24 protein-coding genes and 2 pseudogenes are annotated in these 22,865 nt (G+C 52.4%); 13 read left to right on the forward strand and 13 right to left on the reverse strand.

All coding sequences use genetic code 11. The annotated features are described in order from the left end of the window. Positions 1-205: 205 nt before the first annotated feature. The 4 genes from ACM1PF_RS20380 to ACM1PF_RS20395 all read right to left on the reverse strand — a co-directional run bounded on the left by ACM1PF_RS20380 (position 206) and on the right by ACM1PF_RS20395 (position 1,831). Positions 206-580 (reverse strand): photosystem I reaction center subunit IV, encoded by a 375-nt coding sequence (locus ACM1PF_RS20380; RefSeq protein WP_416666473.1) that lies wholly within the window; start codon positions 578-580, stop codon positions 206-208. A 359-nt stretch (positions 581-939) separates the two neighbouring features. After that, positions 940-1,230: a hypothetical protein gene (locus tag ACM1PF_RS20385; RefSeq protein WP_416666474.1), complete on the reverse strand. Its 291-nt coding sequence runs from the start codon at positions 1,228-1,230 to the stop codon at positions 940-942. A 99-nt stretch (positions 1,231-1,329) separates the two neighbouring features. Further along, complete coding sequence (locus ACM1PF_RS20390; protein WP_416666475.1) at positions 1,330-1,464, reverse strand: hypothetical protein; 135 nt, start codon at positions 1,462-1,464, stop codon at positions 1,330-1,332. A gap of 223 nt (positions 1,465-1,687) precedes the next feature. Beyond that, positions 1,688-1,831, reverse strand: a complete 144-nt coding sequence (locus tag ACM1PF_RS20395; protein ID WP_416666476.1) for a hypothetical protein — start codon at positions 1,829-1,831, stop codon at positions 1,688-1,690. Positions 1,832-2,061: 230 nt separating this feature from the next. On the opposite strand from ACM1PF_RS20395, the gene ACM1PF_RS20400 reads away from it, so the two are divergent. Then, complete coding sequence (locus ACM1PF_RS20400; RefSeq protein WP_416666477.1) at positions 2,062-3,237, forward strand: GNAT family N-acetyltransferase; 1,176 nt, start codon at positions 2,062-2,064, stop codon at positions 3,235-3,237. Between the two features lie 325 nt (positions 3,238-3,562). Here the strand turns inward: ACM1PF_RS20400 and ACM1PF_RS20405 are convergent, their stop codons facing one another. The 4 genes from ACM1PF_RS20405 to ACM1PF_RS20420 form a co-directional block, all read right to left on the reverse strand. Further along, complete coding sequence (locus tag ACM1PF_RS20405; RefSeq protein WP_416666478.1) at positions 3,563-4,525, reverse strand: PhoH family protein; 963 nt, start codon at positions 4,523-4,525, stop codon at positions 3,563-3,565. Continuing rightward, positions 4,526-4,912 (reverse strand): KH domain-containing protein, encoded by a 387-nt coding sequence (locus ACM1PF_RS20410; protein WP_416666479.1) that lies wholly within the window; start codon positions 4,910-4,912, stop codon positions 4,526-4,528. A gap of 144 nt (positions 4,913-5,056) precedes the next feature. Further along, positions 5,057-5,305, reverse strand: a complete 249-nt coding sequence (gene rpsP / locus ACM1PF_RS20415) for a 30S ribosomal protein S16 (RefSeq protein ID WP_416666480.1) — start codon at positions 5,303-5,305, stop codon at positions 5,057-5,059. Positions 5,306-5,396: 91 nt separating this feature from the next. Continuing rightward, positions 5,397-6,617 carry a DUF4336 domain-containing protein gene (locus tag ACM1PF_RS20420; protein ID WP_416666481.1) on the reverse strand — a complete coding sequence of 407 codons (1,221 nt, stop codon included), beginning with the start codon at positions 6,615-6,617 and terminating at the stop codon, positions 5,397-5,399. A gap of 151 nt (positions 6,618-6,768) precedes the next feature. Between ACM1PF_RS20420 and ACM1PF_RS20425 the strand changes: the two genes are divergently transcribed. The 8 genes from ACM1PF_RS20425 (at position 6,769) to ACM1PF_RS20460 (ending at position 14,931) form a co-directional block, all read left to right on the forward strand. After that, positions 6,769-8,904, forward strand: a complete 2,136-nt coding sequence (locus tag ACM1PF_RS20425) for an IS1096 element passenger TnpR family protein (RefSeq protein ID WP_416666482.1) — start codon at positions 6,769-6,771, stop codon at positions 8,902-8,904. A 39-nt stretch (positions 8,905-8,943) separates the two neighbouring features. After that, positions 8,944-10,020: a calcium/proton exchanger gene (gene cax / locus ACM1PF_RS20430; RefSeq protein WP_416666483.1), complete on the forward strand. Its 1,077-nt coding sequence runs from the start codon at positions 8,944-8,946 to the stop codon at positions 10,018-10,020. 125 nt (positions 10,021-10,145) lie between these two features. Continuing rightward, positions 10,146-10,286, forward strand: coding sequence for a hypothetical protein (locus ACM1PF_RS20435; protein WP_416666484.1), 141 nt, complete (start codon positions 10,146-10,148; stop codon positions 10,284-10,286). Then, positions 10,286-11,431 carry a DNA double-strand break repair nuclease NurA gene (locus tag ACM1PF_RS20440; RefSeq protein WP_416666485.1) on the forward strand — a complete coding sequence of 382 codons (1,146 nt, stop codon included), beginning with the start codon at positions 10,286-10,288 and terminating at the stop codon, positions 11,429-11,431. The genes ACM1PF_RS20435 and ACM1PF_RS20440 overlap by 1 nt, the downstream gene beginning before the upstream one ends. Before the next feature lie 468 nt (positions 11,432-11,899). Further along, a complete protein-coding gene (locus ACM1PF_RS20445) occupies positions 11,900-12,586 on the forward strand; it encodes a DUF3318 domain-containing protein (protein WP_416666486.1) in 687 nt (228 codons plus the stop codon). Then, complete coding sequence (locus ACM1PF_RS20450; protein WP_416666487.1) at positions 12,570-13,571, forward strand: o-succinylbenzoate synthase; 1,002 nt, start codon at positions 12,570-12,572, stop codon at positions 13,569-13,571. The genes ACM1PF_RS20445 and ACM1PF_RS20450 overlap by 17 nt, the downstream gene beginning before the upstream one ends. Beyond that, positions 13,556-14,761 carry an AMP-binding protein gene (locus ACM1PF_RS20455; protein WP_416666488.1) on the forward strand — a complete coding sequence of 402 codons (1,206 nt, stop codon included), beginning with the start codon at positions 13,556-13,558 and terminating at the stop codon, positions 14,759-14,761. The genes ACM1PF_RS20450 and ACM1PF_RS20455 overlap by 16 nt, the downstream gene beginning before the upstream one ends. Continuing rightward, positions 14,722-14,931, forward strand: a complete 210-nt coding sequence (locus ACM1PF_RS20460; RefSeq protein ID WP_416666489.1) for an AMP-binding enzyme — start codon at positions 14,722-14,724, stop codon at positions 14,929-14,931. The genes ACM1PF_RS20455 and ACM1PF_RS20460 overlap by 40 nt, the downstream gene beginning before the upstream one ends. On the opposite strand, the gene ACM1PF_RS20465 is transcribed toward ACM1PF_RS20460, so the two are convergent. Beyond that, positions 14,928-15,416: a methylated-DNA--[protein]-cysteine S-methyltransferase gene (locus ACM1PF_RS20465; protein WP_416666490.1), complete on the reverse strand. Its 489-nt coding sequence runs from the start codon at positions 15,414-15,416 to the stop codon at positions 14,928-14,930. The two genes, ACM1PF_RS20460 and ACM1PF_RS20465, sit on opposite strands and share 4 nt — an antisense overlap. 15 nt (positions 15,417-15,431) lie before the next feature. Here ACM1PF_RS20465 and ACM1PF_RS20470 point away from each other — a divergent pair, with 15 nt between their 5' ends. The 3 genes and pseudogenes from ACM1PF_RS20470 (at position 15,432) to hydA (ending at position 18,845) form a co-directional block, all read left to right on the forward strand. Beyond that, entirely contained in the window at positions 15,432-16,274 is an 843-nt protein-coding gene (locus tag ACM1PF_RS20470; protein WP_416666491.1) for a Tab2/Atab2 family RNA-binding protein, read from the forward strand. A gap of 330 nt (positions 16,275-16,604) precedes the next feature. Then, positions 16,605-17,147 carry an amidase family protein gene (locus tag ACM1PF_RS20475; protein ID WP_416666492.1) on the forward strand — a complete coding sequence of 181 codons (543 nt, stop codon included), beginning with the start codon at positions 16,605-16,607 and terminating at the stop codon, positions 17,145-17,147. A gap of 277 nt (positions 17,148-17,424) precedes the next feature. After that, positions 17,425-18,845: pseudogene (gene hydA, locus ACM1PF_RS20480) on the forward strand (dihydropyrimidinase). Positions 18,846-18,868: 23 nt separating this feature from the next. On the opposite strand, the pseudogene ACM1PF_RS20485 reads toward hydA, so the two are convergent. The 4 genes and pseudogenes from ACM1PF_RS20485 to ACM1PF_RS20500 form a co-directional block, all read right to left on the reverse strand. Beyond that, positions 18,869-19,818 (reverse strand): annotated as a pseudogene (locus ACM1PF_RS20485) (FTR1 family iron permease). 195 nt (positions 19,819-20,013) lie between these two features. After that, positions 20,014-21,099, reverse strand: a complete 1,086-nt coding sequence (gene hrcA, locus ACM1PF_RS20490; protein ID WP_416666493.1) for a heat-inducible transcriptional repressor HrcA — start codon at positions 21,097-21,099, stop codon at positions 20,014-20,016. Positions 21,100-21,411: 312 nt separating this feature from the next. After that, positions 21,412-21,771, reverse strand: coding sequence for a rhodanese-like domain-containing protein (locus ACM1PF_RS20495; RefSeq protein WP_416666494.1), 360 nt, complete (start codon positions 21,769-21,771; stop codon positions 21,412-21,414). A 149-nt stretch (positions 21,772-21,920) separates the two neighbouring features. Continuing rightward, a complete protein-coding gene (locus tag ACM1PF_RS20500) occupies positions 21,921-22,151 on the reverse strand; it encodes a hypothetical protein (protein ID WP_416666495.1) in 231 nt (76 codons plus the stop codon). Between the two features lie 153 nt (positions 22,152-22,304). On the opposite strand from ACM1PF_RS20500, the gene rplI reads away from it, so the two are divergent. Further along, complete coding sequence (rplI, locus tag ACM1PF_RS20505) at positions 22,305-22,766, forward strand: 50S ribosomal protein L9 (protein WP_416666496.1); 462 nt, start codon at positions 22,305-22,307, stop codon at positions 22,764-22,766. Positions 22,767-22,865: the final 99 nt, after the last annotated feature.

Genomic DNA, 22,865 nt, shown 5'->3' on the forward strand with positions numbered 1-22,865 from the left:
CAAGCAGATCAAAATAGATCCAGATCAACACAGATCAAATCAATCAGATTGCCCTAACCCACCAATGGGCGGAAGATGTCGCGTTTGCAAGTCTAACCCTCATCCCCCAACCCCTTCTCCCACGGGGAGAAGGGGAGGCGGAGCGAAGTCCCTCTCCCTTGGGGAGAGGGATTTAGGGTGAGGGCGGCAAAAGTGACGTGTTCCCCTAACGGGCTTCGGTTCCTTGATTCGGATCGCCTTCCTTCTGTGGGTTATCTGTTCCCGGTGCCTCTGGAGCTGCCCCTTCTCTAACATCCGTCTGGGCACCCTGCCCAGTCCTACGAATTGCTGGATCAATGGGGGTTTGCTTACCACCTGAAGCGGTAGGCGTTGATTTTTTCTTGCCAGCCGCACCTTGCACTTCTTCTAGTTCGTGCATCCCAAAGTTGTTGGTATTTACGCCAGCATAGTTCACTTTATTAAACCGTACGATCACAGGGTAACGAATACCGCTTTGATCCACCGATGCGACTGTGCCCGTGTCTTGATACCAGTAAGATTCTTTGCGAAGAACCCGAACCGTAGAGCCACGTTGAACCATAATAACTTCCTTCGTAAATATCGATAATCTTGCAGCATTCTAAAGACGATCGCCCTGCTCAATCAATGCTGTGCTACGAAACTTAGCTTGTCTAACTGAACAAAGGTAGTGAACTTTGCTGCAATGTCTATAGTAAAAGAAGTACTCTGCAACGGGGACGGATGTAATCTGCCCTGGGAGGGATCATCCTCGGAAGATGCAATCCCTAATAAAATTCCTGCATCTGGAGAGCCTTGAACAGACTGACCCAATGCAGGAACAAACGAAAGTTTAATTCCTATTAACAACTAACCCTGTGCAACCCTCCATGCACTAAGCAATCATTCATGCACTAAAAAAACGGAAGGATAAATTACCAACTACCAGCAAGGAGAGTAGGAGTAGTACTTGGGAGAGTAGTAGTAGTAGGTGGGGTAGTAGTAGTAGGTGGGGTAGTAGTAGCAGGAGGTGTAGCAGTGAGAGTAGGAATAGGAATAGTACTTGTAACCGTAAGCTTCAGCCGATTCAGCTGTTCCTAACACTCCAACGACTGCGGCAGTAGCACCCAACAGACCCAATGCGGCTTTGTTTGATACACCGCTGAAATCAAAATTCTTGACCTCAGAATTTTCGTAGTCTTCGGTCAGGTGGAGGTATGCAAGAGTTTCCATAGAAATCTTTTCCTTAATGTTTGAGGGAGCTTTTACGACTGAAAGTGCAATGCATCAAGCGTAATCACTTCACTACATCAGCACTCAAAGTTTCACACACTAATCAAAGGACAAATAAGCTGAGTCAAACCGAATTAAACGGCTGGCTAGCTTTGCCCAGGTGTGAAAAACTCGAATCACATTAGAGAGAAATACCTTTGGAAGGTCTTCCCTTTGTACGGTTAAAGCTAACATAACTCCAGCTTCAAGTATATAGTTTTTTTGTACTAAAATCAGCGAAAATAATTTGCTTCTAGATCCTTTTAGAGAAGGAAAAATACTAGATATAGGGTTTTTAACTGATCAGCTTCAATGGCAAACTCTAGGGGTATGGATTTAAACAGTTTGACTCGATCACTTAAAAAATAATTATTTTTTACACCCCTTTTCTGTTCTCAAGGCAGATCTCAATAATTCCTCAGCCTGTCTCTAGAGACGATCGCTGCCCCATCTTTTCTTGTACTTCTCCATACTGAATCCGAGATGAAACGATCGGGGTAACGATCGGAGTAAGGCTGGGTTTTTGCACAATCTCTAATGTTTGAAATCGATCGAACCGCAAAAATATCAGCTGAGGCTGGAGTTCTTGCGAGATTAAATTCTATTGCTTTGTTTAATGTCATTGTCCTGCCAGCAAACAACTGCCGTTGAGGAAGAACGCTCTCTGCTTTCTGCAAGTCTGCACAGTCCTCCTGATAGACTTTACACTGTTTAATATTCAAGCGATTTCATTTCACTGCCCGGACTGTTCATTGTCCTGAGTCTATTGTCCTACCGTCCTATTCTCCTCGCATGGTTGAACAACTGAAGCCCCGCTATTCTGTGAACTGGATCAGCAAGATTGCTGAAATTCCTCAAGCTGAATGGGATGCCCTCGCTTTACCACTCAAGACTCCCTTTTTGGAGTGGGAATGGCTGAACAACATGGAAACCTCTGGCAGCGCGACGGCTAAGGCAGGCTGGTTGCCGCACCACTTGACCGTTTGGCGCGATCGATCCCTGGTGGCGGCGGCTCCGCTTTACCTGAAGGGCCATAGCTACGGCGAATTTGTCTTCGATCACCAATGGGCCGAGCTATCGGAACGGCTGGGCGTGCGGTATTATCCCAAGTTGCTGGGTATGTCTCCCTTTACACCGGCAGAGGGTTATCGGTTTCTGATTGCCCCCGGTGAAGATGAGGATGACCTGACGGAATTAATGGTGGGGGCGATCGATCATTTTTGTATTAAGAACCGCATCTCTGGCTGTAACTTTTTGTACGCGGATCCAGACTGGCAGGAAGTGATGCTGCGGCATGGATTTGTCCGGTGGCTGCATCACAGTTTTGTTTGGGCAAATCGAGGTTTCCAGAGCTTCGATGATTATCTGGCGATGTTCAATGCCAATCAACGCCGCAATATTAAGCGTGAACGAAAAGCGGTCGGTCAGGCAGGGTTACGTGTGCAACCAATTACAGGAGAGGCAATCTCCCGCTCCTTACTGTCCCAGGTCTATGACTTCTATGGCGATACCTGCGATAAGTTTGGCTGGTGGGGCAGCAAGTATCTCACCCGCAAGTTTTTTGAGCAGCTTTACCCAAACTACCTGCATCGCATTGTCATCTTTGCGGTTTACCACGAAGCGGATGATCACCATCCCGTTGGCATGTCCTTTTGCCTCACCAAAGCCGATCAGCTCTATGGTCGCTACTGGGGAGCCTTCCGGGATTTCGATAATCTTCACTTCGATACCTGCTACTACAGCCCCATTGCCTGGGCGATCGACCACAATATCCAGACCTTTGATCCAGGGGCAGGAGGTCGCCACAAAAAACGGCGCGGCTTCCCGGCAACCCCCAACCATTCCCTCCATCGTTTCTACGACGATCGGCTCTCCCAAATTCTGCACACTTATATCGACCAGGTGAATGCGATGGAGCAACAGGAGATCGAGCTAATTAACCAGGACTTACCGTTCAAGCAGGGGTAGGAGCAAACTGAAATTCTTGTGGGGTGGGCAGCGTTTCGACTGAGCTTTCGACCTGAGCTCAAGCCGAAGGGCTCAAGCCGAAGTCTTGCTCGCCCAGCCAACAAAGTTCAACGGGTAGGGGCTTGCGTAGAACACGTCTGTTTCAAGCAATGCATCTTGCCGCAAATACTTGGGAGTATGTCACGTTTGCAAGTCTGACCCTCATTCCCCAACCCCTTCTCCCACAGGGAGAAGAGCCGGATTGAAGTCCCTCGCCCTTTGGGAGAGGGATTTAGGGTGAGGGCGACAAAAGTGACATGCTCCCAAATACTTCACCCCTACAAGCTCACCTCTGCGGTTGCTCATACTGCTCATAGGCCTCCACAATCCGCTGTACCAGGGGATGACGCACCACATCCGATTTGGAGAGCTTGCAGAAGGCAATACCTTCAACGTTGTGGAGAATTTTGTGGGCACTTGCCAGTCCAGATTGCTGATACGTTGGCAGATCCGTCTGGGTGATGTCTCCGGTGACAACCATACGCGATCGAAATCCCAGGCGCGTCAGCACCATTTTCATCTGGGCAGGAGTGGTGTTCTGGGCTTCATCTAGAATCACAAAGGCTTTGTTCAGCGTCCGTCCACGCATATAGGCCAGGGGAGCCACTTCAATCACCCCCCGCTCCATCAGTCCGGCAATTTTCTCCGGGTCTGCCATTTCATAGAGGGCATCGTAGAGCGGTCGCAGGTAGGGATTCACCTTTTGCTGTAAATCTCCAGGCAGGAAACCCAGCTTTTCCCCCGCTTCGACGGCCGGACGGGTGAGGATTAGCCGTTCGTACTGGCCATCCAGCAATGCCTGAGCCCCCAGCACGGCTGCCAAAAAGGTTTTCCCGGTTCCCGCCGGGCCGATGCAGAAGACGAGATCGTGGGACTGAATTGCTTTAATGTATTTGCGCTGGGGAAAGGTTCTGGCTCGAATCTCTTCACCCCGACGGGTTCGCACCAATACGTCCCGTTGCATTTCCTGGAGTTCATCGACGCGATCGGCATCCAGGGCATAGCACACGGCTGAAATATCAACGTTGGTGACACTAATTCCCTGACTCCACAGCGGTTCCAGCAGTCGCACCAGTTGTTCTGCCAGGGCTGCCTGCTTTTCGGAGCCGGAAATCACAATGGATTGCCCACGCAAGGCGACTTTTGTGCCCGTCTGGTGAGCAATCTGCTTCAAATTAGATTCTTGAGAGCCTGCCAATGCCATCGCACTAGCAGGATTGGGTAAATCGATCGTATGGGGATTTGTCATCTAGCGAGGACGAGGACGAGAGGGGCGACGGGAACCAGAACGAGGCGAAGAGGGTTTGTCATCTGAGTGACCCTCCCGCCCGTTGGACTGACTGCCGAAAATTTCCAGATGGGCCACCTGCCCGGCAGACTGAGCCACCGCCTGAAGCACCGTCCGAATTGCCTGGATGTTGCGTCCACCCCGACCAAAAATTCGCCCCTTGTCTTCTCCTTCGATCGCTAACCGCACCAACACTCTGGAGGTGCGCGGGGAAACCTCGCTATCGACTCGAATTGAATCAGAAGATTCGAGAAAAGGAGTCACGAGAAATTTAACCAGCCCGTTGTAATCCGGGCTAGAAGCCGATCGAGGAGAAGAGGGCGTGTCTGAATTAGGTACTGTATGCATCCGATACGTCAAACCAATTCCAACGAAGACCCTATCCGAATGTCCTGACAAGATACCCTGACGGAATACCCTGAAAGGATGCTGATTCTGAAAAATTCCAGTCAAGTTCTCAGATCTTTTTCAGAAATCATCTTCAGATAGGTACTAAGCACCAAGCTGTTCGTAAACTTTTTGCTTGACTAAAATATCGCGAACCGTTCTAGTCGGCTGTGCCCCTTGCTGTAGCCGCTTGACTATCGCAGGAACATCCAGTCTGACCTCATCGGTTCTGGGGTTGTAGTAACCCAATTCCTCTAGAGGGCGACCGTCACGACGAGAGGTGCTCTGTGTCGCCACGATGCGGTAGCTTGCCTCGAATTTTTTCCCAAATCGCTTTAAGCGCAGCTTGACCATGCTTAACAGTTCTTCTCCTAGAAAGAGTTGACTCCAAAATCTATATCTTACCACGGGGTTGCATAGGGTTGGATGGAGAATTTTTAATGCTTCAACGGCGGGGAGGTGTGATCTTGAACCTGTTGAGTTCCTGCTCGATCGCACGGAGTAGCTCAAAGTCTTGATCGGGGAGGCGCAGATCGTAGGTTGGGAATTCTCTCGGTTCCTCTGTGGACATTTCCAGGAAGCGAAAGGCTTGGCGGAACTGATCTGGCGTTGCCTCGATCGGAGCGGAGAAGTGGCAGGGAATCACTCGCTGGAAGTCCCATTGGGCGACCTGATTGGCCCAGTCGATCGTCTCTTTGGAAGCGCGATTCAGGATCAGAGTTTGCAAAATTGGGGCAACAAACAGTCGGCCATTTCCCCGCAGAGCAGCAAACGATCGCTGCCAACTCTCTTTCCAATGGAAGGGAAACAATCCAAAATAGGATTTTTTCGAGCGATCGGGGGACTTGAGTGCATTCTGAAGAGTGCTTCTCCAGTTCACCGTATCCAGGGCACTGGGACGGAAGTAGAAAGAAAATAGGGCGATGCGTTGCCAACCCTTGCGTCGATTGGCTTCGGTGTCTTCTACTACCTCTAAGGCACTGTCCCTGGCGTGGAACAGGAGGGGGAATGGATCAAGCTGGACGATCGCGGGTGGAGTTTCGGGGACGGAGAGTACCGTATCGGCTACCAGCAGGGTGCGCGATCGGCGATGGAAAAATACGACCTCTTCAAAGGGGCCAATTCCCAGGTCGATCGGGCCTAACTGGGCATAGTCAAATTCATCGGCAAAGGGGGTTTGGCGACTGTCAGCCGGGAGTCGGTGCGTCCGGTTCATGGGAAAACCGAGCCAGCTTAGGGGTAAGTTGACGGGAAAACTCCACTGATCCGGCGCGATGTAAACCTGGGCGGTAGGAAACTGCCTGGCAAACGGCCCCACAAATACCTTATGTTCCAATCCAGATACCGTGGGCAGAACGATGTACTTCACCTCACCATGCGCGGCGACGAGTTCCTGCATCAGCCCGAGACATTCAAGGGTAGGCGCAACCGGGGCATAGACCAATAATCCGCCAGTCTCCAGCTTGACGACCGTCATCCGAATTGGGACGGTGACATACAAAATGCCCTGAATCTGATCAAAGGTCCAGATCGTGTCCTTCAAGACTTCCCGCCGCAGGGTCTGCCGTCTGCCGTACGGATAGAGCGGAACGGTAAACCAGAACCGCCATGCTAAATTTCGATCGTTATTTTTAACGTTTTTGTCTTTATGCTGTTGCCCCTGCATCCGCTACCTGCTCACCTACGTACCTGGATTCAATTCTTTGAGGTTTGGGGAAGATGGGAATTTTGTCCTTCCTTTAGATTGTCTTAATCCCTGAAGGATTCTGCCCAGATTTTCTAATATACAAATTAATGATGAGCTGAAGCCCCCTACCATGACCATTGATCTGCATCAAATCGACGCGATTCAGGACTACGACCAGGCGATCGAAGCATTGGAGAGCTTTGTCGAGGAATTGGTCAAAGAATTCGTGGAATCCCCGGAAGCGGAGGCCTACCTGCAAGAATATCCTGAAATGGAGGATATGATCGGCAGTTGGATCGACAATCTGCTGTACTTTGGATATGCCTACGAGTCTGTCACCCTCCCCCGGATGACCAAGCAAACGGTGAATGTGATTCTGACGGAGCTATTCCCCCGCAAAATCTCGCTGATGATGCCAGAGGATGCGAACACCACTATTCCCGAACTCATCGCCTTCTGGCAATACCTCAAGCGGCAGTACAAGCTGCGCAGTGCGGATGGGATTCTCAAGCTCCTGAAGCAGCTTCAGCCAAACTATCCGAATATCATGAACGATTCCAGCAAATTTGGGATGGCCAAGTCGTTCTTTATGGAGGGAATTGGGTCGGGTTTTGATATGAGCACTCCGGAGGGACTACAAGCCTTTCAGGAGCATTACAACCAGCAGCTTGCCAATCCACCGTCACCCTCATTCCAGCAGGCGGCAACTCCCGACGCAGCATCTTTAATCCAATCGGATTACTCTGCCTTTCTGGGTGGTTCTGAGCTTTCATTGGATCCTGCCTCTGATGCTTTAGGAGACGTTGAGATGATGCCAGGGCAGGTGATTAATCTGGCTGAGGTGGCTAAAATGCTGGACAGTTTGCCAGAGGAGTTAGCAAACACCCCTGAAGCGCTAGAACTCCGTAGTGCATTGAATTTTCTCTCGACCGGACAGCTATTCCGTCAACCAGACGATTCGGGCCCCGATGATTTCTGGCAGGAAATGCGATCGAACCTCTGGACACGGTTCGTAATCGGGACAGAACCCCCGTCGGAAGAGGCGATCGCCCTGTTACAGCAGCAGCAGATTACCGAAACCGAACCCGGCCCGATCCTCAAGGATTTCCAGACGATTCTGGAGTTTGTCGGCGAGGGCATTCCGGTAAGTGGGGTGAATCATCTGTTTCCCCTGAAAGCTTTGCCCGAACTGAATGAGCGACTCAGCACTCCAATTCCCCTGGATCTCAAACGGCCGCAGATGAAATCCTACCCCACGATTCAAGGACTCTATTTGCTGGTGCGATCGACCGGATTGGCGCAGATTACCGCCAAGGGCAAAAAACCCTACATGGTACTGAATCCTGAAGCCCTTCAGTCCTGGAACTCCCTGAATCCCACTGAACGCTACTTCACCCTACTGGAAGCCTGGTTGCTTCATGCCCATGAAGAAATGCTGGGAGGACGCGGCAGTCCCTACGACGAGGGCAGCAAATGTATTCAGTTCTTCTCCAACCCAGGGAACACCAAGCAAACCCTCAAGGATTACAACGCCCAGGACATCTACAACTACTACCCTGAATATCACAACCTGGCTTTGATGCACCTGTTTGGGATGTTGGATTGGGAAGTCGGTAAACCGGGTAAAGGCAAAGGGTTTCGGCTGAAATCCTTCGAGCAACGGCCGTTAGGTCAGGCGTTGATCCGGGTGATGTTACAGGGGGTAAAGGATGAGTTGTTGGAACCGCAGGGGAGCATGACACCGGGCTTCGGAACCCTACAACCCGTCTTTCAGCCCTACTTTCCAGAGTGGCAAAATAATCTGACCCTCCCCCAGAGTGAAGTGCAGTCGGGGGTCTATACCTTCAAAGTCTCTCTGGGCAAAATCTGGCGACGGTTGGCGATTTCCAGTCAAATGTCCCTGTTTGCCCTCAGCCGTCTGATTCTGGAGTCGGTTGATTTTGACACTGATCATCTGGATGAATTTTCCTGCAAGGATGCATTTGGTCGCACCATGCGCATTTCCCATCCCTACGCCGATGGTTCACCTTCTACCGATCAGGTTCTGATTGAAGAATTACAACTTCCGGTGGGTGCCATGCTGACCTATGTGTTTGATTTTGGAGATTGGTGGGAGTTTACGGTGCAGTTGGAAAAAATTGACCCAGAAGACACGCGACCTGACTATGCCGCTATCCTGGAGCAGCATGGTGAACCACCAGAACAGTATCCAGACTTCTGGGATGAGGATGGAGACGAAGAGGACTGGGATGAGGATGAAGATTAGGACGAGGAGCCTGAGTGCTATGGGGTTGAGCGGAATCTGGTGCTAAAACGTATTCCTGTTCTGTTGCTGATTTTTGTGCCGATCGCCTTTGCGGCAGACTACTTGCAGTGGGATGATACGCTGGTGTTTCTCACCTCTGCGCTGGCCATTGTTCCGGTATCCATCTGGCTGAGTACGGCAGTGGAAAAGGTAGCGGTGGTAACGGGGCCGACGATCGGCGGATTACTGACAGCGGTTTTTGGCAATGCCACAGCGTTAATTATTGCCCTCACGGCATTGCGGCAGGGATTAGTAGACATTGTAGAAGCCAGCATTACGGGTAGCATTATCAGCGCGTTGCTATTGCTGATGGGTCTGGCCATGTTTGTCGGTGGGGTTCGCTACAAGGAGCAATCCTTTGAGCCGATCGTCGCTAAAGTGAATGGTTCCTCCATGACGCTGGCTGTAATCGCCCTGGCCCTGCCCACTGCGGTGATTACGACTTCAAACATTGTGGATGCGATCGCCATTCGCAACCTTTCGGTGATTGTTTCAGCCATCTTGATCCTGGTGTATGGTCTGACGCTACTGTTTTCCCTGAAAACCCATAGCTATCTCTACGAAATTGGGTTGAAGGATGCCGCAGAATTCAATGAGGACAAAAAATCATCCCCTCGAAAATTGTGGATTTGGGTGATGGTCTTACTGATTTCAACCGTGACGATCGCCTTGCTATCTGAGCTATTTGTCAGCGTGATTGAACCCGAAACCCGACAGTTGGGATTAACGCCATTGTTCACTGGGGTAATTTTGCTGCCCCTGATTAGCGACATGGCAGGCTATGTAATTGTCGTGCGACTGGCCCTCAGAAATGAGATGGATTTGATGGTTTCAACGGTGACGGGAGACAGTTTGCTGGTTGCGCTCTTCGTGGCTCCAGTGCTGATCTGGGTGGGGCAAATTATTGGTCAGCCGATTACTTTAAACTTCAACCCGTTTGAAGTGGTAGCCATCGCCATTAGTGTCATTGTGGCCAATTTGGTCAGCTTTGGGGGGCGATCGAACTGGTTGGACGGGGTATTGCTGTTAGCGACTTACCTGGTGCTCAGTACCGCGTTTTACTACCATCCGGCTTGAGGTTGGGGGAGTCGGGAGTCGGGAGTCGGGAGATAGACGATTTGACCTACTGTCAGTCAATCATTTGTACCATTCAGGTTTACGCTTAAGGAATACTTTTGTATTCCCCAGCCTGACTCCAGACTATGCTTGACCTCACGAAACTGGCTCGGCAGATGCAGGGCATCGGTCAACACCTGAACCAGGAAGCGATCGCCGCTCGGCAACGGCTGGACCTGGCCAAAATCTCCTTACCCAGGCCAGCATCCGGCAGCCAGAACTGGTGATGCAGCAACAAACCTGGCGCGATCGGTTGGGTTTCACGGCGGCCCAACCCCTGGAACCCCTGGATACGCGGATTGATCTCACTGCTGCGCCTGCCTGCCATACGGTGATTGCCACGGACGGTTCCCAGATTGCCCCCAGCCATCACGAAATTGCCTACTGCTACCTGATCAACGTCGGGCGGGTGGTGTTGCATTACGGTCAAAATCGCCATCCTCTCCTCGATAGTCTCCCTGAAGTTGTTTACCGCCCAGAGGATCTCTATATCTCGCGGCAGTGGGGCATTCGCACGGAAGAGTGGATGGGCTATCGGCGGACGGTCTCAGAAGCGGTGATGTTGGCGGAGTTGGGAGCGGCGGGAGTTGGGAGTGGGGAGTGGGGAGTGGGGAGTCGGGAGTCGGGAGTGGGGAAGAGGGAGTCGGGAGTCGGGAGTCGGGACGACTTCTCCCTGGCCGACCCACCCACCCACTCACCCACTCACCCACCCACCCTCGCAATGGTCGATGGCTCCCTGATTCACTGGTTCCTGGAACCCCTGCCCGCAGAAGCCCGCGATCGGATTTTGCCGCCGATGTTAGAGGCCTGGGAACAGTTGCGAGTTCATCGGATTCCTTTAGTGGGGTACTTGAGTGCAGCCCGGAGTGGGGAGGCTCTTAACTTTTTGCGGTTTCACACCTGTCCCTATATCGCTCCAGATTGCGCCACTCACTGTACTGGTCAAACTGATCAGGCTCCCTGTCAGGTGTTTGCGCCGCTACGGGATACTGCCCTTTGGGGCTTACTGCTGGAACCCGGACAGCGGGGAGCAATCTGGCGCAGTTCGGCCAAAATTCTGGAAACCTACGGAGACCATACGGTTTGCTTTTGCTATGTCCACATGGGTGCGGAAATCGCCAGAGTAGAGTTTCCCCTGTGGGTGGCGGAGGATGAGACGCTGCTGAACATTGCCCTCAGCCTGACCTTGACCCAGGTACAGAAAGGGTACGGATATCCGGTGGCTCTAGCAGAAGCCCACAATCAGGCGGTTGTACGAGGGGGCGATCGGGCTCGGTTTTTTGCCCTGTTGGAACAGCAGATGATTCGAGCTGGCTTGAAGAATATCGGTACGTCTTACAAGGAGGCGCGGAAGCGAGGCAGTATTGCTTAGGAGTGAGGAGTGAGGAGTAGGGAGAGTGGGGAGTGGGGAGTGAGGAGTGAGGAGTGGGGAGTGGGGAGTGGGGAAGAGGGAAGAGGGAAGAGGGAGTGGGAAGGGGGAAGTGGTAGTGGGATTTTAAGAACTGTTGACTGGGCGGGCAAGATGCCCACCCCACAAGACAAGATGCCCACCCCACAAGAGCAGGGGCAAAAGACACGATACAAAATGATTCCTTTACTTCGCTCCCGGCTTCTGGCTCCTGACTCCTGACTCCTGGCTCCTGACTCCTGGCTCCTGACTCCTGACTCCTGGCTCCTGACTCCTCCCCCCTCACTCCTGACTCCTCCCCCCTCACTCCTGACTCCTCCCCCCTCACTCCTCCCCCCTACAAATCCATAAGGTATAAGATAGAAAAAGGTATAGCTCGATCGCTATACTGCTTTAATTAATCGTTCTATTCAGTGTTCCGAGGCTGGATTCATGACCTCATACGCCACAACTGCCAGAGCTGACCTAAGTGAGTTGCGACGGCTTAAAACCCTTTTACCGCCCGAGTTAAAAAGCTGGGTGACGATCGAAGCGGCGACTGCCGTTAATCCGCCCCTGGTGACGAGTGAAGAAATTGGCAAGGATCAAGTAGAAGTCCAAGTGGATCTTGCGAAGTGGGATCAATTTGCCCTGGATCAACGTAACTTGCTGTTTTGGCATGAAGTCGCTCGGATTCAAAACGATACCATCCCAAAAGACGGTTGGGAAATGGCTGCTCTGGCGATCGGTCTGGGGGGTGCAGTCGGTGAACTATGGGTGCAGGATGGACTGTTGTTGATTCTTGCCTTATCCCTCTGCGGTGTGTCGGGCTGGCGGTTGTACCAGCGCAACAACGGGATGAAGACGTTACAGGAAGCGATCGAAGCTGATGAGAAGGCGATCGCCCTGGCCACGCGCTTTGGCTATACGCTCCCCAATGCCTATAAGAGTTTAGGGAGTGCCCTGAAGCTTTTGATTGAACAAACTCCCAAGAAGCGGAATCGCCGCCGGTTTGAGTCGCGGTTGGATGCCTTGAAAAAGAGTGCCGCTAAAGCCAAGGCCCGGCCAAGTCTGGAGGGGAGGCGGATTCCTACTCGTATTAAAGGGCTACTGACTTGCGCTTGTGGATTACCACTTTGAGTTCCGCCCCTATCGTCGCTTATTCAAACAACCCCTTCGCACCCGGTATGGGTTCTGGAATGTCCGCGAGGGGTTAATTTTGCGGTTGACGGATGCTGAAGGGCGGATTGGTTGGGGGGAAGTTGCGCCGATCGCCGACTTTGGCACGGAAAGTTTTGCTCAGGCTCTGAGCTTTTGTCAGTTTCTTGCTACAGAAATTAGTGAAGGGACGATCGCCCAAATTCCTGCCACTTTTCCTGCCTGTCAGTTTGGCTTTGGAGCAGCCCTGGAAAATTTGTCGGTTGTGCCATCGGGCAATGCTCAAACTGCCCTCAATTCCCTATGGACAGTTCATGAACAATCCTATTTGCTCCCCACTGGTAGGGATGCTTTGAGGGGATGGCAAGACCCCTGGCAGCAGGGTTTTCGCACCTTTAAGTGGAAGATTGGCGTGGTGGATTCCGCAGAAGAATTGCGGCACTTTGAAACGCTGATGCAATGTTTGCCGGAAAAGGCTTGCCTGCGCCTCGATGCGAACGGGGGCTTGAACTGGGATACCGCTTCTCGATGGTTGGCAACCTGCGATCGGCTCACCTCCAGCTACGCTGCGAAGGTAGAATTTTTAGAGCAACCATTGCCCATTGAACAGTTTGATCAGCTCTTGAATCTCCACCAGCAATTTCGCACGCCGATCGCCCTGGATGAATCGGTCAGCACGTTGACGCAGATCCAGTCCTGTTATCAGAAGGGGTGGCGAGGGATTTTTGTGATCAAGGCAGCATTGGCGGGTTCTCCAGAAAAACTGCGATCGTTTTGTCAAACCCATGCGATCGAGGTGGTCTGGTCCTCCGCTCTGGAAACCTCCGTGGCCCAGCACTTTATCCGCCATCGTCTGATTCCAGCGGTGCCTGCCTCCGATCGAGCCGTTGGCTTTGGGGTAGACCATTGGTTCCTGGATACGACCCTGAATCAGCTCGATTTTGAACAACTATGGCAGAGCCTCTAGCCCTTCTTCACCAACGCGCTCAGGAAAATTGGCTAATTGGGCTGGATCAGATCGGGTTAATGGAACTGGCCGACCAACGCCTGCAAGCCCTGCAATCGTTACAGTCCAAACAGTCCAGCGATCGTCCCCTTACCCTCTTTCTCTCGGAAACCGAGCCCACTTACTTCCTCGCCAGCCTGATTGCCGCCTGTACCCTGTCCAACAGTCACCTGTTCCTCTGTAACCCGCGCTGGAGCCATCACGAATGGCAGCAGGTGAAGGCGATCGAGGTGCCGGATGTGGTGTGGGGAGTGGGGAGTGGAGAGTGGGGAGTGGGGAGTGGAGAGTGGCAGCAGGAGCGAGGTCGTCCAAAATCCAAAATCCAAAATCCAAAATCCAAAATTCTGATTCCCACCGGGGGTTCCTCTGGGCAAGTCCGGTTTGCAACCCACACCTGGGAAACATTGGCGGCTTCAGTGAACGGGTTTTGTGCTTACTTTGAGGTCGATCGCGTCCATTCTTGCTGTATGCTGCCGCTTTACCATGTCAGTGGATTGATGCAGTTTTTGCGATCGTTTTTGACGGGGGGGCAGTTTGCCCTGCCGGAGCGGTTGGCGGATTCCTCGATCGATTTTCAAAATTTTTTCCTTTCCCTGGTGCCCACTCAACTGCATCGGCTGTTGCAGGAGCCAGTAGCCTGCGATCGCCTGTCCCAGTTTCATGCCGTGTTACTGGGGGGTGCGCCAGCCTGGGAGGAGTTGTTGGAGCAAGCAAAACAGCGATCGATTCGGTTGGCTCCGACCTACGGGATGACGGAAACTGCCTCGCAGGTGGCCACGCTGAAACCAGAGGATTTCCTGGCTGGGCGATCGGGGGTTGGGCGAGTATTGCCCCATGCGCAAATTCAGATTCAGGATGGAGCGGGACAGGCGTTAGACCCTGGTGAAATCGGTATTGTGGCGATTCAGGCAGCCTCTCTGCCCAGGGATACTACCCCGATCGGTTTACTAATCCCTGGTTTCAGACGGATGACCTGGGCTATTTTGACGCGGATGGAATGTTGCATATTGTTGGACGGAATAGCCAAAAAATCATTACGGGGGGTGAAAATGTCTTTCCCCAGGAAGTGGAATCCGCCATTCGCGCAACTGGACTGGTCAAAGATGTTTATGTGCTGGGCCTGCCCGATGCCGATTGGGGAGAAGTGGTGACCGCCGTGTATGTGCCGATCGCCCAACTGGATGCCACTGAATTGCAGACTGCCCTCAAACCCCACCTCACAGCCTTTAAACAACCCAAACGCTGGATCGACCTGGAACAACTGCCGCGCAATGCTCAGGGTAAGATCGATCGGGAGCAACTGAAGCAACTGATCGGCTAATGGGTCTTTATAACCCGCTCATGGTTCAGCAACCACTGTTTCCGCTCAACTCCGCCTCCATAGCCCGTTAGCTTGCCGTTGGCTCCAATGACGCGATGACAGGGGACGATGATTGACACCGGGTTTCGACCGTTGGCGAGGCCTACAGCGCGAGATGCTTTGGGTTGTCCAATTTTTTGCGCCAATTCACCATAGGATAGGGTGCTGCCGTAGGGAATGGTTTGGAGTGCTGCCCAGACCCGTTGCTGAAAGGGGGTGCCTTGCAGTTGTAGCGGTAGATCAAACTCGGTTAAAGTGCCTGCAAAATACGCCGATAGCTGCTGTTTTGCCGCTGGGAAAGGAACCACAGCGTCATCTTCCAACCAATCGGGTTGAGGCGTAAACGGATGGTTTTCAGACATCATGTACAGTCCAATGAGCGATCGGCCATCGGAAACCAACCGCAGGGATTGAAGGGGACTGTCGTAAACGGTGAAGTAGATCATCAGAAGGAGAGAAGGATGAACATTTGGCAAGCAGACTTTTATCGTCGTCCGCTTCAGGATGAAACGGGTAAGCCCCTGTGGGAGTTAGTAGTGTGTAACGCCGATCGCACCTTTACGGCTAGCGCGTTCTGTTCCCAACGGGAGGCTAATTCCACCTGGCTGACCCAACAAATCGAGAAGATGGCTCCCGATCCCGCCGATCGTCCCACCATCCTCCAGGTATTTCGGCCCCAGTCCGTTAGCTTACTGCAAGCAGCCAGTCAGCCCCTGGGCATCACCGTGCAACCAACGCGGCGCACCCCTACCCTCAAGCAAGTGTTGCAGTCCAGGGTAAATGACTATCGGACCATGCCGAATTATACAGGACAACCCTATGAACCGATCGCCCTCGATCGTCCACCCCCCGTACCCCTTCCCGAAAACCTCTGGGGGGATCAGTGGCGATTTGCGTCCCTGCCCGCCCAGGATTTGCTGCCGGCCTTTCAAAACCGGCCGATTCCAATTATTGATTTACCTGAACCCCTCTTCCCGGTCAATCTCCAACTCCCGTCTACCCTGCCCATTCCCGGCGTTGTGATCGATGGTGGGCGATCGTCCATGCCCCTCGCCCGCTGGATGCAGCGATCGAATCCCGTTTCGCTGAATTACATTCCTGGAGAGCCGGATGGATTGATTCTGGAGGCTGGACTGGTGGAACGATGGGTGCTAACCACATTTGACGATCTGGATGTGATTAGAGCGGCTCGAATCTTTCGGGAACGGCAGCAGGCGGCAAAGGGATTGCACTTTGTTCTGATTCAGCCAGACGATTCGGGCATGACCTACACTGGGGTTTGGCTGCTACAACTTGAGCAATGATCAATTCTGGAGCTAGCAGTATCCCTGGGCATCCAGGATTTTAGCGTCGGGTGGTGCGGTTAAATGGGTGCCAATTTCAATAATTTACTGGTTCTCAATCAAAAGATCGGTGTGGGGCAGTGGGGGATTATCCGCAGAGGGGAGAATCGAACCGTCACGAATCAGCAGACTTGAATGGGGCATTGCTTCACCCTAGAATTGACGCATTAAAGTTTTCTAATCCTACTTAGTTTTTCTCTGCAATGCGCACTGAAAAGAATGATTTGAGAATAGAGTCTCACCGTTCTTTCACCCATTCATCACTCCATTTATCACTCCATTTGTGAATCCATGCCCATTACCTGGACAGCCCAACAAATTCGATCGGCCCTCCTGAAACGGGAACTTTCAGCCACAGAATTCACCCAGGACTGTCTCGATCGGATTCAGCAGCGAGAACCGATCGTCGGTGCGTGGGAATCTCTCAATCCCGATCGGGCACTTCACCAGGCAAAAGAGGCAGATGTTGCGCTCACTCAATCTCAATCCGGTTTACTCCAGGGTATCCCCATTGCCATTAAAGATATTTTTGCTACGGTGGATTATCCTACGGGCTGGGGCACTCCGATCCATGCTGGGAAGTGGTTGGGTTACGATGCAGCCGTTGTCGAACGATTGCGATCGGCTGGAGCCATCATTATGGGCAAAACCGTGACCACGGAATACGCCACAGCCAAGGCAGGCAAAACGCGCAATCCCCATCATCCCGACCATACTCCGGGCGGTAGCTCCAGTGGATCAGCAGCGGCAGTGGCAGACGGGATGGTGCCCGTGGCGATCGGTTCGCAAACCCTACATTACTGGCGATTGCGGGCTGGGTGGCTGAGGTCATGAAGGTGGAACCGAAAATGGCTATTGATTAAATATTTCATTTGGAAGAAGATTGGCAAGGGCAAGCGAATTCTTAATCCATGATTAACTCCCAGTTCCAAAACTGATTAAGTGCTCGGTCGAGAGTCCATCAGGAAAAAGTAGCGAACAAGTTCGGTGGTGGTTTGGAAGGCGTTAATCCTGGCGAGCGTTGACCCCACGCGAGTGCAAGACTGGGGACGCTTGTGCCGCGTCGGAGTACAGAATTAACCCCGGTGTAGGGGGGCAAAGGGAGAGGGAGATGGAATTAGATTGCGTCATTCGGAATGGGACGGTGGTGACGGCGGCTGATATTACGCCTTGCGATGTGGGTATTAAGGACGGAACGATCGCCGTTTTGGCCAGAAATTTGCCGACTGCCCCCCAGGAAATTGATGCGGCTAACCAGTGGGTTCTGCCGGGTGGCATTGATGCCCATTGCCATATGGATCAGCCTATGCCCGAAGGGGTGGTGATGGCAGATGATTTCTACACGGGAACGCGCTCGGCGGCCTGTGGCGGCACCACAACCGTGATTCCCTTTGCCTGTCAGATCAAGGGGCGATCGTTGAAGGAAGCAGTTGCAGACTATCACCAGAAGGCAGATGGGAACGCCGTAATTGATTATGCCTTTCATTTGATTGTGACGGATCCCACGCCAGAGGTGATGGAACAGGAACTTCCCAGTCTGATTCAGGCAGGGTATACGTCCTTCAAAATCTACATGACCTATGATGATCTGAAGCTGAATGATTATCAGATTTTAGATCTGCTGGCCCTGGCCGCGCGGAAGGGGCGATGGCAATGATCCATGCAGAAAATACCGACTGTATTGAGTGGATGGTCAAGCGGCTAGAGTTAGCGGGTAAGTTCGCCCCCTTTTACCATGCGGTCTCTCGCCCCATGCTGGTGGAACGGGAAGCCACCCATCGGACGATCGCCCTGGCGGAATTGGTGGATGTGCCGATCCTGATTGTCCATGTTTCTGGACGGGAAGCCGTTGAGCAAATTCAGTGGGCCCAGAATCGCGGCATTCGCATCTATGCAGAAACCTGTCCCCAATACCTATTCCTGACTGAGGATGATCTGGCGGTTCCAGGGTTTGAAGGAGCCAAGTGCATTTGCAGTCCGCCGCCGCGCAACAAAGAGAATCAACAGGTGATTTGGGATGGGTTAACCAGCGGTGTCTTTCAGGTGTTTTCCTCCGATCATGCTCCCTTTCGCTATCACGATCCTCAGGGTAAGCAATCTGCCGGAACAGCGGCATCTTTTCGCTATGTCCCCAATGGTGTTCCTGGCATTGAAACTCGTTTGCCTTTACTGTTCTCAGAAGGAGTGCAGAAGGGGCGCATGGACATTACAACTTTCGTTGCCTTAACAGCGACCAATCCGGCCAAGCTGTATGGACTGTATCCCCGTAAAGGCACGATCGCAGTTGGTTCTGATGCCGATCTGGTGATTTGGAATCCCGATCGAGAAGTGGTTCTCACCAATGATTTACTGCATCACAATGTAGACTACACGCCCTACGAAGGGATGTCCCTCAAAGGCTGGATGGAAATGGTGCTATCGCGGGGTGAAGTGGTGTTTGATCGGGGACAAGTGCTCATGGAGCGAGGACGCGGCCAGTTTTTACCCTGCGATCGACCTGCACCGATTCGCAACTATGGGCACCGGGTTTAGCTCATACGGACTGAAAGATTACCCTAACCCGTTGAGTCTTTACTTTGAGGCGAAACGGCTTGGCGCACAGAACCTAGTTTCCAACCTGTAATCCTTTGTAGATAAATTCCGCCCACCGTCAACAGAAACGCTCCGTAACCGATTGCCTGCACCAGGTACAGCCGTTGGGTGTATCCAAAGAACGCCTTGAGCAAAATACCGGGAAATTGGCGATCGGGTAATGTGTCGCTCAGATCCCAAACCATCGGCCCCAACAGGCACGACCCACCCAGATCAGGACAGAGTCCAGCCAGGTCAGGATTGAGTTGGGATAGGAGAAAAACGGCCTTGTCAAAATGGCGCAGGGCACTCACCACCAGTCCCGAAACAATCAGGAGCAGCAAAACGCCCATCACCTGGAAAAACTGCCGCAGGTTGATCTTGACTCCAAACTGAAACAGCAGAAAGCCAATCCCCGTTGCTCCCACCAATCCCGCCAGCGCCCCGATCGCCGGAACCCATCCCTGCTGAATCTGGGCTGCAATAAACACAACGGTTTCAAACCCTTCCCGCAGTACTGCGATCGTAATCAGCCCAAAAATCCCCCAACCGGCCCATTCTCCTGCTGGAGAGCCGTTGCCATTGCCCCCTCAATCTCCGCCTTCATCGATCGCGCCTGCTGAGTCATCCAGATCAGCATCCAGCTCAATAAACCGATCGCAACGACCCCAAAGCCGCCCTCCAGGAATTGCTTAATCACAGGAGCACTGGCGCGATCGGAAGTCTCTAATGCCACCAGTAAGCCACTGAACACCACCCCCACCAGAATACTGGCCGCAATCCCCACCCCAATTCCCCCATAGACCCAACGATTCAGCTGAGATTGCCCAGCCTTCTGCAAGTAAGCCAGCACAATGCCAACGACAAGAGCCGCTTCGACCCCCTCACGGAGGGTAACCACAAAGGTAGGGAGGGCTGGGGTGAGGTCAAGCATGGAGGGGGAGTAGGGAGTGGGGAGTGGGGAGTGGGGAGTGGGGAACTATCCGTAGCGCAGGCATCTTGCCTGCCATGAAATTCTCACCATTGAGAAACTGTACCGTAACGCAAACGTCTTGCCTGCCATGAAATTCTCACCATTGAGAAACTGTACGCAAACATCTTGCCTGTCAGCAAAGCCTTAATTGGGTTACTACCCCTCCAGGGAATGGCTGATCGCCTCCGAGATATAGTTCGCCGCAGCTTCTACCATAGCGATCGCATCTTCATAGACCATGCGAGTCGGGCCGAGCATCCCAACACTGCCTACGGGTACGGAACCCCGGTGATAGGTGGCGGACACCAGGGCACAACTGCGGATCGGCTCCAGGGGATTCTCGGAACCAATCCGAACGGTCACCCGTCGCCCGGTTTCACCCGCATCCACGGACTCAAAAATCAGCGACCAGAGCTGATCTTGCTCAGACTCTAGCAACTGCATGATGGTCTGTACCTGCTGAAGCTCCGAGAATTCTGGTTGTCGGCGCAGGACTTCAGCAATCCCATTAATCAGGATTTGGGAGGAAATGGAAAGCTGACTCCGCCGATTAATTTCCGCCAGAGACAGACGCAGGGAATCCGCATAGCGTTCAAACTGACGACCCAGATCACTCCAATCCAACGAAGCAATCTCCTGAATGGATCGTCCCTTGAGCTGCTCATTCAAAAAATTAGACAGAATTTGCAGTTCCCGGTCTAAATGTTCTGGATCGGGGCGATCGTCTGGATCTGATTGGGGCAGCGGCATCAGGGTGGACTGGGTTTCGTAGGAGTCCAGCACCACGATCAGCATGGCCCGTCCTGTATCAATCTGCACCAGTTGCAGGTGGCGTAATTGAGCTGTGCTGGCCTGGGGCATTGTCACCAGGGCAATATATCCACTCAGGGTAGAGAGAATCTGCGCCGCTCCCCGCAGCAGGGCTTCAATACTGAGGGCTTCCCGGTTCAAATGCTCAGACAAAGCCTGATCAACCTGATGAAATAAGGCTTCTGAAGGGGTAACCAGTTGATCGACATAGACCCGGTAGCCCGAATCCGAGGGCACTCGCCCCGCCGAAGTATGGGGCTGATACAACAGCCCGGCCTTTTCCAGATAACCCATTGTATTGCGAATGGTGGCAGAGCTGACTCTGGGCGTGAATTCATCTAAAAGAGCTTCAGAGCCTACAGGACGGGCGGTAGCAACATAATAGCGAACGGTCGCTCCAAGCACCTGCTGCTGTCTGGGACTAAGCTTCATGGGCGTACAAGGGGTTGCATCAACGACAGAAGATAGGAATTCAGGTGACTGAGCTTGGTCAGTACTGCCAGATGCGACGATAACCCGATGGGCTGATCAGGGGCAAGGGCAGAGGCAGGGGCAAATGTACTGGGATTTGTACTGATAATTGTACTGGTAACTGTACCTAGCATAGCTGAATCAAGCTGGGTTTTGCTAAGTAACTTTTGCTACTAGGTGGCTTGCTTGTGGAGCAAATCGGTTGGGGCAGGGATAAAAATACCGCAAACCGATCGCAGCCCATCAAGCAACTCAATCATTGCAGTCAGATCTTCAGTAATGAGGAATGGTGGAATCAACTCGCGCCGAATAGGCATCAATTCCGCCTGTGACATTCCTAACCTGAGTGAAGCCCTGTTGACGTAGCCAATGACACATTTGCGTTGAGCGAACCCCGTGATGGCAGAGAACGATCGTTTCAACATTCGGATCAAAGCGAGTTTGAATATCGTCTGACCATGCAGCGAACTGGCTCAACGGCAGGTTAACAAAGGGTTTTAACTGGGCAATCGCTAGCTCTTCCGGTTCTCGCACATCAATGAGCTGCAAGGCGTTTCCGTCTGCCGCGATACGCTGCGCGAGTTCTTCAACCTGAATTTGCGGGATTGGCTGTTGAAAAGCGTCAGTAGGCATTTTTAAGGTTTTAGATTTTAGATTTTGGATTTTAGATTTGGCTTAGATCTTAACCGAAAACGCTGTAGGCTTCTGGATTTCAAAAATTCTGAAAAGACCGGGAACCCACTCTCCAAGTTATCTGGGGAACTGTCAGGGTGCAACTCTGATTAGAGCCGCTTTGAAGGCGGACAATCGCAATACCCCATACAGGACAGGAAAATCGCCAGAATTCCGACAATTTCGATCGCCATCTGAAAGGGGAGGGGGGCGATCGCAAATCCCCAAATCAGGCAGATTGCCCCACCAACAGCAGTCGCAATCACCGGAATGTCTTCTTTGGTTTTTCGACTCAGCCCAATTATCACTAACCCGATCGCCAGAAACACGAGAAACGCCATAGATTTCCGTCCACTGTGATTTTTCGTACCGCGTTATTAGTTATTAACAGCAGAATCTAAAATGTAGTTGCAATCGATCGACCCAATTCGCTACGATTATAGACTGGCTCACAAGCAGATTTAATGTTATCCAAAGAACGATAGGCAAGGCTCATGGCGAAACGGGTTCAACTAGTCTTAACACAAGATATTAACAAGCTGGGTCGGAATGGTGATCTCGTCGAGGTTGCTCCTGGCTACGCACGAAATTATCTTCTGCCCCAGGGCATGGCAGTCCGCACCACTCCTGGCATTTTGAAGCAGGTCGAACGTCGTCGGGAAGCAGAACGGCAGCGGTTGCTGGAACTGAAGAAAGAGGCTGAAACCCAAAAGGCAGCCCTGGAAAAGGTGGGTCGGTTGTCCATTTCTAAGCAAGTGGGCGAAAACGAAGCCATCTTTGGTACGGTGACAAACCAGGATGTAGCAGACGCGATCCAATCCGCCACTGGGCTAGAACTGGATCGTCGAGGCATTACCGTTCCCGAAATTCACAAGCTGGGATCATACCGAATCGATCTCAAACTGCATCCAGAAGTGACCGCAACGGTAGAAATTCAGGTTGTGCCCCTGAATTAGTTTCCCGTAGCGCAGGCATCTTGCCCACCAATTTCCTGTAGCGCAGGCATCCTGCCCGTTGATTTTCCGTAGCGCAGGCAGCGTTCGACTGAGCTCACA

Origin of the sequence: Egbenema bharatensis FJBBOT/2019 (assembly GCF_048077055.1) — a bacterium.
GTDB lineage: Bacteria > Cyanobacteriota > Cyanobacteriia > Elainellales > Elainellaceae > Egbenema > Egbenema bharatensis.